The sequence below is a fragment of the Shewanella profunda genome (assembly GCF_023283765.1).
Classification (GTDB): Bacteria; Pseudomonadota; Gammaproteobacteria; order Enterobacterales; family Shewanellaceae; genus Shewanella; species Shewanella profunda.
In genome coordinates, this window is record NZ_JAKILG010000079.1 from 1 (window position 1) to 10075 (window position 10075).

10 protein-coding genes are annotated in these 10075 nt (G+C 46.6%); 4 read left to right on the forward strand and 6 right to left on the reverse strand.

The window, feature by feature from the left end; all coding sequences use genetic code 11:
• Positions 1–138 precede the first annotated feature (138 nt).
• From ridA to gmk, 4 genes are read right to left on the reverse strand one after another with little or no spacing between them, the layout of a single operon-like run.
• Positions 139–522 (reverse strand): deaminase RidA, encoded by a 384-nt coding sequence (gene ridA / locus L2744_RS20935; protein ID WP_248993688.1) that lies wholly within the window; start codon positions 520–522, stop codon positions 139–141.
• A gap of 26 nt (positions 523–548) precedes the next feature.
• Positions 549–2654 (reverse strand): bifunctional GTP diphosphokinase/guanosine-3',5'-bis pyrophosphate 3'-pyrophosphohydrolase, encoded by a 2106-nt coding sequence (spoT, locus tag L2744_RS20940; RefSeq protein WP_248993689.1) that lies wholly within the window; start codon positions 2652–2654, stop codon positions 549–551.
• 45 nt (positions 2655–2699) lie between these two features.
• Positions 2700–2978: a DNA-directed RNA polymerase subunit omega gene (gene rpoZ, locus L2744_RS20945; RefSeq protein ID WP_248993690.1), complete on the reverse strand. Its 279-nt coding sequence runs from the start codon at positions 2976–2978 to the stop codon at positions 2700–2702.
• A 58-nt stretch (positions 2979–3036) separates the two neighbouring features.
• Positions 3037–3660 (reverse strand): guanylate kinase, encoded by a 624-nt coding sequence (gene gmk / locus L2744_RS20950; RefSeq protein ID WP_248993691.1) that lies wholly within the window; start codon positions 3658–3660, stop codon positions 3037–3039.
• Positions 3661–3913: 253 nt separating this feature from the next.
• Here gmk and L2744_RS20955 point away from each other — a divergent pair, with 253 nt between their 5' ends.
• The 3 genes from L2744_RS20955 (at position 3914) to L2744_RS20965 (ending at position 7516) form a co-directional block, all read left to right on the forward strand.
• A complete protein-coding gene (locus tag L2744_RS20955) occupies positions 3914–5443 on the forward strand; it encodes a hypothetical protein (RefSeq protein WP_248993692.1) in 1530 nt (509 codons plus the stop codon).
• A 143-nt stretch (positions 5444–5586) separates the two neighbouring features.
• The gene (locus L2744_RS20960) at positions 5587–6459 is read left to right on the forward strand and encodes a nucleotidyltransferase family protein (RefSeq protein ID WP_248993693.1); all 873 of its coding nucleotides are present in this window, start codon (positions 5587–5589) and stop codon (positions 6457–6459) included.
• A complete protein-coding gene (locus L2744_RS20965; protein ID WP_248993694.1) occupies positions 6452–7516 on the forward strand; it encodes a phosphotransferase enzyme family protein in 1065 nt (354 codons plus the stop codon). Before L2744_RS20960 ends, L2744_RS20965 begins: the two co-directional genes overlap by 8 nt.
• Before the next feature lie 53 nt (positions 7517–7569).
• On the opposite strand, the gene L2744_RS20970 is transcribed toward L2744_RS20965, so the two are convergent.
• Together L2744_RS20970 and L2744_RS20975 are read right to left on the reverse strand one after the other, a co-directional pair.
• Positions 7570–8400, reverse strand: coding sequence for a sulfotransferase (locus L2744_RS20970; RefSeq protein ID WP_248993695.1), 831 nt, complete (start codon positions 8398–8400; stop codon positions 7570–7572).
• A complete protein-coding gene (locus tag L2744_RS20975; protein ID WP_248993696.1) occupies positions 8393–8590 on the reverse strand; it encodes a hypothetical protein in 198 nt (65 codons plus the stop codon). Before L2744_RS20975 ends, L2744_RS20970 begins: the two co-directional genes overlap by 8 nt.
• Before the next feature lie 144 nt (positions 8591–8734).
• Here L2744_RS20975 and L2744_RS20980 point away from each other — a divergent pair, with 144 nt between their 5' ends.
• Positions 8735–9877 (forward strand): Fic family protein, encoded by a 1143-nt coding sequence (locus L2744_RS20980; RefSeq protein WP_248993697.1) that lies wholly within the window; start codon positions 8735–8737, stop codon positions 9875–9877.
• The last annotated feature ends 198 nt before the right edge of the window (positions 9878–10075 follow it).

The window sequence follows — 10075 nt, forward strand, 5'->3', positions numbered from 1 at the left end:
GCGTGCGCCTAAAGTTGTTTTGTAGATCAGATCAACAACATCAGCGCGAGTTCAAAAAAATCCCCCGAATTTATCGGGGGATTTGTGTATAAGAGACAGGCCTAAGCGCCTCTTATTATTTAAGTTTATGGTTAGAGCTTATAGCTCCATTACCCCATCCATTTCAACTAATGAATCTTTGGGGAGTTGCTTAACGCCGATCGCCGCGCGTGCGGGGTATGGCTGGTTAAAGTAACGGCTCATGATTTCATTCACTTTGGCGAAGTGGCTTAAATCGGTCAGGAAGATATTCAGTTTAACTATATCGTTAATTGACCCACCTGCTGCGTTGCAGACGGCCGTTAGATTTTCAAATACCTGTACTACTTGTGCTTCAAAATCATCGCTGACAATTTGCATTGTGCTTGGTACTAGTGGGATTTGACCGGATAAATAAACGGTATTGCCGACCTTAACTGCCTGCGAATAGGTGCCAATGGCCGCAGGGGCATTTTCGGTTGCTATGATGATTTTTTCTGCCATGACACTCTCTCAAATTATCTGGTTAATTAACGATTACGTGACGTGCGCAATACTTCAGGCAGCACCCTAATGCGGCGCATTACGTTGGCTAAATGGATCCGGTCTTTCACTGAAATGCGCAGGTTAATGAGATACACGCGGCCATCGCGCTCTTCGGTACTCAGATTATGAATATTTGAGCCTTCGGCGGCGATGATCGAAGTGATCTTCGCCAGTGCACCTTGGTGGTTGACAATTTCTACGCGCAGATTTGCTTGATATTCAACGCCTTCAACATTATCCCATTGTACAGGAATGTATTTGTCTGGCTCACCTTGGTAACCACGAATATTGGCGCAGTTTTCCATGTGTACCACTAATCCCTTACCCGGACTCACGTGGGCGATAACGGCATCACCGGGAATGGGGCGACAGCAGTTTGCAAAGGTAACTAGCATGCCTTCGGCACCGCGGATTGGCATCAGGTGGGCATCGCGACTTTCTTGATTTTCAAGATTATCGCCAATTAAGCGTTGGGCGATAACTATGCTCATAGCATTGCCAAGGCCGATATCGGCGAGTAAGGCGTTGAGGTTAGCGTGCTTAGTATCGCGCACGACTTTTTCAATTTGCTCTGGCGCAATACTGTCGAGTTTAGACTTGCCCAGTGCATGATTGAGTAAGCGGCGACCGAGTGCAATGGCATCGTCGCCCTTAAGGCTCTTAAGCACTTGGCGAATTTTAGCGCGGGCCTTACCTGTAACTACAAAGTTTAGCCAAGCCGCATTAGGGCGAGCGCCTTTGGCGGTAATAATTTCAACGGTTTGACCAGATATTAACGGTTGGCTTAGCGGATAGGCTTGGCGGTTTACGCGGGCGCCTACACAGGTATTACCTACATCTGTGTGTACTTCGTAGGCAAAGTCTACCGCGGTCGCATTAACCGGTAATTCTAGAATGCGACCTTCGGGCGTGAACACATAGATCTCTTCGGGGAAGAGTTCTGTTTTCACGTTTTCAACAAATTCAAATGAGGTACTGGCGCTTTGTTGTAACTCTAACAAGCTTTGCATCCACTTACGGGCGCGCACTTGAGTGGTTGTACCTTGACCCGCTTCAGCGCTGCCTTTGTATGCCCAGTGTGCAGCAACACCTTTATCGGCCATCTGATCCATATCTTCGGTACGGATTTGGATTTCAACGGGCACGCCGTGTGGGCCAAACAAAGAGGTATGGAGTGACTGATAACCGTTGGCTTTAGGGATGGCGATATAATCTTTGAAACGACCGGGGCGAGGTTTATAAAGTCCGTGCATGGCGCCGAGTACGCGATAACAAGTGTCGATGGAATCGACTATCACCCTAAAGGCGTAGATATCCATCACTTCTTGGAATTGCAGCTCTTTACTCTGCATCTTGTTATAGATGGAGTAGAGGTTTTTCTCGCGACCTTTGACTTTACCTGGAATGCCAGCATCGTTTAAGCGCGTATAAACCGCGGCTTCGATGCCTTGGATCAATTCTTTGCGATTGCCACGGGCGGCTTTAACCACTTCTTTAAGTACCCGATATCGCATCGGATAATAGGCTTGGAAACCTAAGTCTTCTAACTCTGTCTTGATATTATGGATACCGAGACGGTTAGCGATGGGTGCGTAGATTTCTAAGGTTTCGCGGGCGATACGGCGACGTTTGTCGGGACGTAGGGCGCCTAAGGTACGCATATTGTGGGTTCTATCGGCAAGCTTGATGAGGATAACGCGGATATCCTGCGTCATCGCCATCATCATTTTACGGAAGTTTTCAGCCTGAGCTTCTTTCTTGTCGCGAAATTTAAGCTTATCGAGTTTTGACACGCCTTCGACGAGCTCTGCCACGGCGACACCGAAAAGTTCGGCTAGGTCATCTTTGGTGACATGAGTGTCTTCGATAGTGTCGTGTAGCAGTGCAGCCATCAGCGTCTCATGGTCGAGACGCATTTCTGCAAGGATGCGAGCAACCGCAACCGGATGAGTAATATAAGGTTCGCCGCTAGTGCGCATTTGCCCTTCATGGGCATCACGCGCAACTTGGTACGCCTGCTTGAGCAATTCTACCTGTTCAGGTTCTAAGTAACCGGAAGCAGACTCCTTTAGACCTTCAAACAGATACAAGTGGCAGCTCTCCTTTTACCTAAACAGGTGTTCACTCAGTAATGCTTATAATGAACGGCCTTCAGCAATTGCTGCAACCGATGCAATTTCAGCGGCTTCACGTTCACGTACCGTTTGACGCTCATCGGCATCTAAGGTGTGAGCGTTAACTAAACCTAATTCGATTTCACGCAGGGCGATAACCGTTGGTTTGTCGTTCATCTCTTCAACCATAGGGTCTTTACCCTGCACGGCGATTTGGCGAGCACGACGCGCCGCAACCAGGATCATATCAAAACGGTTGCCGATTTGTTCTACGGCGTCTTCTACAGTTACGCGAGCCATGTGTTGAAACTCCAGTTTATCTAGGGAAAAAATGACGCAAAATTGTACACTATGACAGTTATCCTGCCAACAGATCGTGAAGCATATCATTTTGCGCGTGGATCTGACTAGCACCCGTTAAGCGTTGGCTGCGAATGATGGCTCGCAGATCGGCAAGGGCCGTATCAAAATCATCGTTGATGATTATAAAATCATACTCTTTATAGTGGGACATTTCCGATACGGCCTGTGCCATACGGCTGGCGATCACATCGCTACTGTCTTGTCCCCTACCGGTGAGGCGGCGCTCTAGCTCGGCTTTTGATGGTGGTAGAATAAACACACCAACGGCTTCCGGCATCAGAGCTTTGACCTGTTGCGCTCCCTGCCAATCGATATCGAGAAACACATCGATACCTTGAGTCAGAGTGTGTTCTATTACATGGCGCGAGGTACCATAGTAATTGCCGAAAACTTCTGCCCATTCAAAAAAGGCATTTTCAGCAATTAAGGCTTTGAATTGTTCAACATTAACGAAGTGATAGTGTTGACCATCGACTTCACCTGGGCGTGGCGCGCGGGTAGTATGTGAGACCGAAACCTGCATATCGGCTGGTTTGTCTTTCAACAATGCCGAAATCAGCGAGGATTTACCAGCACCACTTGGCGCTGACACAATAAATAAATTTCCGCGTGCGGTCATGAGCTAAATATCCAGTTGGTAAACGCAAGAAGGGCCCAGAAAGCCGTGCATTATACAGATTTTGACCACATAAAGGCTAGGGGCTGTTTGTCTTGAATTTAAGTCTATTTTAGTTTTATACGGATATTATGGGCATTTTTATCCAACAAGAGCCTTAAGCACTGACAACCGCAACTAAATTCGGTACGCTCATGTTCAGATAATAGTGATAGCCGTGTTTGCGCTTGAATTATTCAACAATAAAGGAAGGGTCGTGCTGTTAAAATCTCTTTTTTGCCTTCGCGGGCGTGATTCTCGTCCCCGTTTTGTCGCTATTAGTGTATGCGTTTATACGTGTATTTCACTTGCTGCCGCGGTGTTTGGGCCTAACTTCCTAATGTATTTATTGGCGCTGGCAGGCTTACCCTTGCTCGCGTTTACGAGTTTGCGCCGTTTAGCCGATGCAGGCAAACCTAAAGTATTGGCAGGATTGTTAATATTGCCATTACCCGTTTATCTCGCGCTACTGATTGTGGGTGCCCCACCTTTTATTGCGGTATTGGGTTTAGTTTTAGCGCTGGGCGCGACCTTTTGGGGAGGGAACTTAGCGTCCCCAACAATAGTGGATTATCGATTTGGCTACTATGGCCCCGCAATGGATGCGCCTATATCACAGGCTATGCCACGGCGCCGTGTTGAACCCATGTTAACACCCAAAACAGATACAGCAGCGACAGTTTTGGCTAGTACAAACCCATTTGAAGCTGATGTATCTCACGATTCGCCCAATACTTCTTCAACTCTCCAAGCGAGTAGGGGCAATGTACACTCAGAGCCTATTATTACTCCAAAACTGCCCGAAATCGATTTAGATGTGCTGCGCCAAGATGAGCTGCGTTTTGATGCGCTGACTCGGATGACGCAAAATCCTGCCGATTTTGTCGTGCAGGATGTCATTATCGATAAAAAATCGGATTTTCGGCCAGCCAATTCAAGCCGAGTAGATCAGGCCAATATAGAGCTTGCCGATGTTGATGTCGCTCGGGTTGATCTACAGCATACTAATTTTAAGGCTGCACCTGTCGATCCTGCTGATCACAGCAATGAACCCGTGTGGCGTTTTGACCCTGAAGATGAGCACGAGGGTTTTAACAGCATAGAATATGCCGAAGAGGTGCGTCGTCGCCGTGCTGAGGATAAAGAATCTGGCTCTATGACGGAATTATTCCGTGGCCTGCTCGAATTTATCTCACCTTACCGTCGTTACCTTGTGTTGCCTAAAATCCCTATGCCGGACCGCCGTTATTGGCGTCCTATGGGTATTGGTTTTGGGGCGATTTTGTTAGTTGTACTTGTCTGGGGATTATGGCCCAGTGGAGATGATGAGTTAGATGGAGATACTCAGGTCGTCAACAATAATGGCGCAGCAGCCTTGGCAAGTGAACGGATTATGCTTAATTTGCCCGATGGGTTTTCTGTCGCATTAGAAGCTGATGTGCTGATATTGCGCTGGTTAGGCGAAAAAGGCGCACCCCAAAATATTTGGTCATTAGCGACAGCTAAGGGAGATAAAACCTGCAGTGCTTTAGTCTTTAATAATGGTACTGAGTATCGACCAGTGACGGTCGATTTGAAAGCTGACTCAGCGACAGAGGCGCGTTTCTCACCCTTAGATACCGGGGGGATTATCGTAGATCTGGCCCGTCGCGGTAATATTGGTTTATGTGGATATAAGTTTAGCTTAAAGGGTAGCCAAGCTGTTTTGGAACAAAATCGTATATTTGGCGATTATTTAGCCCGTTAAGGACACAAAAATTCTGCTTAAACGCGAGTCACAATTGAGGGGTAGATTAGACTTTTGCTCCTCTTTTTCTTTAACGCCATTTTAGATATAAGCGTATCGCGCTACGGTTAGACAACTCCCTTTAATACGAATAGAAATCCAACATGAATACAGAATTGACCTTAGTCATTATGGCGGCTGGGTTAGGTAGTCGCTTCGGCGGAGACAAACAATTGGCAGGCCTTGGCCCATCAGGCGAGCCCATGTTGGTGTTGTCCATCATGTCTGCAATTCGAAGTGGATTTAACCGCGCCGTATTAGTGATCCGCCCTGAGTTAGAGCATAAATTAACTGAGATATTGATGCGGTTTTTGCCCGCTAATTTCCAGTATCATTTTTGTTATCAAGCCTTAACAGATTTGCCAGATGAGGTGCTGTTAGCTGATATAAGCCACCGCCTTAAACCTTGGGGTACGGCGCATGCATTGTGGAGTGCTCGTCACTTAGTTCAAGGGCCAATGGCGGTTATCAATGCCGATGATTTTTATGGTGATAGCGCTTTTACCTCGTTAGCCAAAGGCTTAAACATGAGACCGACGGAGTGGATGATGGTGGCGTATCCCATAGAACTCACACTGTCGGAATACGGTGGTGTCAACTGTGGTCTATGTCAGGTTGAGAATGGGCAGCTTAAGTCCGTTGCTGAGTGGTTGAATATTAGCGCCCGTGATGGGGTTTTGATGGGAGATGGCCCACAGGGATTTGCTAAATTACCAGAGCATCCCTTGGTTTCCATGACATGTTGGGGCTTTTCACCCAATATTTTTGATGTTATTAAGCATGAATTAATTGAATTTATCGGGTTGCGAGGCCAGCAACCTAAGTCTGAATGTTATCTGCCTGCCGTAGTTCAAGCTGGGATTGAGCAAGGTGTCGCTGTACGTGTTGATGTTGCCTGTGAGCCTTGGCTCGGCATCACCTATCCGCAGGACACTGTCTGGGTAAAGCAAAAATTAATGGAGTTACTGAGTGATTAAACTCATCAGGCAATCTGTATTGCCTCATTTTGGCATTGATGCAACAGAGGCAAAAATCTCAGCATTGGGTAATGGACATATTAACGATACCTTATTAGTGTGCTGGTCTAAGGGTGAATTAGTGCTGCAACGTATTAATACACAAGTATTTAAAACGCCGCATGCATTAGTGAGCAATGCGGATAAAATCAGCCATCATTTATGCGCTAAGGCACTGCAACAGCAGTATGGCTTAAAAGTCGTCAGTCCTTACTTGACCCAAGATGGTGAGTTGGCGATCGATTTGGGTGAACAAGGATTTTGGCGCGCAATGAGCTACTTACCTCACAGCCACTGCATTGAAGTCGTTAAATCGGCAGAAGAAGCTGAAATAGCAGCAAAGGCTTTTGGGCATTTTGCATCGGCTTTAAGTGATTTTGATGCAACTCAGCTTGAAGATGTGATCCCCCAGTTTCACCATTTACCGGGACGTATTGCACTTTTACAACAGGCCGTTGCACTCGATAGCGCTAAGCGTTTGGAAAAGTGCCGTTACTGGGTCGATTACGCTTTATCCCAGCAGGCTTTGCTAGATGAACTTGCAGAAATATCGCCAAAGCTGCCGCTGAGAATTTGTCATAATGACACTAAAATCAATAACATGTTGTTTGATCAACGCGATATGTCCAGCATGGCGATTATCGATTTGGATACCTGTATGAAAGGGCATCTGATGTATGACTTTGGGGATATGGTACGCACTTTTTGTTCCCCTGAAGCTGAAGATTCCACCGCACTTGAGAATGTTAAAGTTCGCCAATCTATTTTTGCCGCGATTTGCCGTGGTTACTTAAGTGAGCTTGGCGAGGTATTGACTGAGGTTGAAAAACGCAGCTTATGGTTAGGTGCGCGGGTGATTTGTTTGATGATAGGTGTGCGTTTTTTAACGGATTATCTTAACGGAGATGTGTATTTCCACATCCACCGCGAAGGCCATAATTTAGACCGCGCCGCCAACCAGTTTACCTTGTACCAAAGCTTGCTTGACCAAGAGACTGTGCTTAAAGCTAATTTCTAATTCAGCGCTTGGATATCTGTGCATTGGTATCAGTGTACTGATCCAATGCATTGTTAAAGCGTGTAGTCGAAAAACTTACGGCTTTGTGGGCCTGCGCTATTGGTGTTGACCTTGTTGGGGTGTTTATATTCGCCCCAACTTGCCACATTGCGGCCCACGTTAAGTTTAGGGAAACTCAGCGGCTCGCTTAAACCTAATGTGACATCGCTATTCTCCGCGTTTGCTTCCATTCCCAAAAATTGCAGTAACTGACTCAAGCTCCCTGCCTGGCTAACATTAATTGAAATAAAATCTTCCCGCCCATTAAAGTAAGCGAACACTTCGTGCTGATGCCTTTGATAACAAGCGATTAAGTGCTCACTATCGGCAGGATTAGTGACTTTATCTACGGCGAAAGTATGCCGAAAACTGCGTTTTAAGATCGGATGGAAACGGCCGGTTTTTGCATCTAAATGGGGCGCCATTTTACCGAGTAACATCTGCATCGAAGGCAACCAAGTGTTGATATCGCGGTCGAGATAAACAAACTTGGCCTCGGGAAATAATAAATCTAACTGCTGATAATCGCTGAAACAGGGCGCATCGGACACCGCATCTGCGATCATAAACGCCTGCTTAGTAAAGGCCATGTGTGCCACCTTCAGCCCTTGCTCCAACAGCGCCACACTCACACTCGTAGTGCCCGTGCGCGGCAACCCTATGATAAAAATCTTGTATTTTTGCACTCTTGCCCGTTCGTCACTGAGTGCACTCGATTGTGCTGTATGGATATCTGGCGCCGTAATGTGTGAATTGCCAGTATGTTGCGTGTTGGCAGCATGCTTTGCATTGCTAGTATGCAGTGCATTAGTAGAGGCTAGCGAATTGTTGGCATTGTCAGGCATAGATTGGGCTCAGAATGTGTTTGCAAGCGGTGCGGTAAAGCTGTGAATTTTCAAATGGGTATTTCAAATAAGCGGCAGCAGTATATCTCAGCTCACAGGTTTTGTCGGTAGCCATACATAAAAAGTAACGTACAACGGCGGAGTGCCACAGCAAGGCTTCGATACTCTGGTCTAGGATTACCAGCGACATCAACTGCCTTGCATTGCAGTACCGTTTGGTCAGTGATGAGGCGATTATCTGTGTTATTCAACTCATAAAGTGAGGCGAATAAGTTTGTTAATCGCCTCATTATGTGAGTAGAATAGACTTGTTATTTGACTCATGGGGTAAGATATGTGGATTTGGCAGCAAGCCGATTGGCCTAAGTTTCATTGGAATACCAGCAGCATTGATGCCTTACTGCGTCAGGTCTATTTCAATCAGGGCCAGCTGCTTGGCAAGCAAATGCTAAGTCACGACGACAGCCTATTAACTTCAGACGCTGCACTCGACACCTTACTCGCTAACATTATCCATTCCAGTGCCATCGAAGGTGAAACGCTCAATGCTGCTTCGGTGCGCTCATCCTTAGCTAAAAAACTCGGCGTGACTGAAGACAAACCGTATCCGACAACAGCGCAAACCGATGGTTTGGCTGACATTATGCTCGATGCCTTAAAAAATTTAGAGACTGAATTAACCCTCGAACGGATATTGGGCTGGCATCAGCAGTTATTTCCGCAGGGTTATACACTGTTTAACCCCGTTATTGGTGGAACGCTGCGTGGCGATACACCTATGCAGGTTGTCTCAGGCCGGATTGATAAACCAACAGTGCATTTTGAGGCACCTTCTAGAGCAGCCTTGGATGCTGAACTGTCACAGTTTATCGAATGGTTTAATGCATCACGGCAAGAGCTGGGTTTAGATCCGCTTATCCGCGCGGCGATAACTCACCTTTGGTTTGTGACGCTGCATCCGCTTGATGATGGCAATGGGCGCATCACTCGCCTATTGACCGATTTGGCCTTGGCGCAAGCGGAGAAACGCTCGATTCGTTTTTACGCTATGTCGGTCAGTATTCTTGCCCGTCGCCAAGCCTACTATGACATTTTAGAGTCCACCCAAAGGGGCGATGTCGATATTACTTCTTGGTTAGTATGGTTTTTTGAAACCCTCAATGATTGTTTACTCAATGCGATGGCAGATGTGAGCAGAACGCTATCGAAAACTCAGTATTGGCAAAATGTCGACCAATCTTTATTGAGTCAAGAACAAGCCAAAGTACTCAATCGGATGTTAGACGGCGATTTTGAACTAGGGATTAATAGTAGCCAGTATCAAAAAGTCGCTAAGGTGAGCCGCGCCACCGCCACCCGTCATCTTGCTCAAATGGTCGAGCAGCACTTTTTAGTCAAAGCCAACGCTGGCGGACGAAGTACCAGATACTTATTGCCGAGTGGGAAGTCGGTTGTTTCCGTGAGCTTAGTTCGCTAGATATATGGCTAAGCAACCTCAAGTTGTTGAAGCTAGCTGCTTGAGGTTGCTTGGCTACGGATCATTTAGCTCAATAAGTGTTTCTTAGGTAGTGTTCAAATTTCTGTGTCATTTCTTTAAGCTATACCAAAAAGAGATGATTTATGACCACACCTACTTTTGATATCAATGCTGCCATTCAAGCACTACGTGATGGTA

What these genes read in the sequence shown, in the direction of transcription:
- ridA (WP_248993688.1), bottom strand. Translation starts at nt 522, where the DNA reads ATGGCAGAAAAAATCATCATAGCAACCGAAAATGCCCCTGCGGCCATT.
- rpoZ (WP_248993690.1), bottom strand. Translation starts at nt 2,978, where the DNA reads ATGGCTCGCGTAACTGTAGAAGACGCCGTAGAACAAATCGGCAACCGT.
- gmk (WP_248993691.1), bottom strand. Translation starts at nt 3,660, where the DNA reads ATGACCGCACGCGGAAATTTATTTATTGTGTCAGCGCCAAGTGGTGCT.
- L2744_RS20960 (WP_248993693.1), top strand. Translation starts at nt 5,587, where the DNA reads ATGAATACAGAATTGACCTTAGTCATTATGGCGGCTGGGTTAGGTAGT.
- L2744_RS20970 (WP_248993695.1), bottom strand. Translation starts at nt 8,400, where the DNA reads ATGCCTGACAATGCCAACAATTCGCTAGCCTCTACTAATGCACTGCAT.
- L2744_RS20975 (WP_248993696.1), bottom strand. Translation starts at nt 8,590, where the DNA reads ATGTCGCTGGTAATCCTAGACCAGAGTATCGAAGCCTTGCTGTGGCAC.
- L2744_RS20980 (WP_248993697.1), top strand. Translation starts at nt 8,735, where the DNA reads ATGTGGATTTGGCAGCAAGCCGATTGGCCTAAGTTTCATTGGAATACC.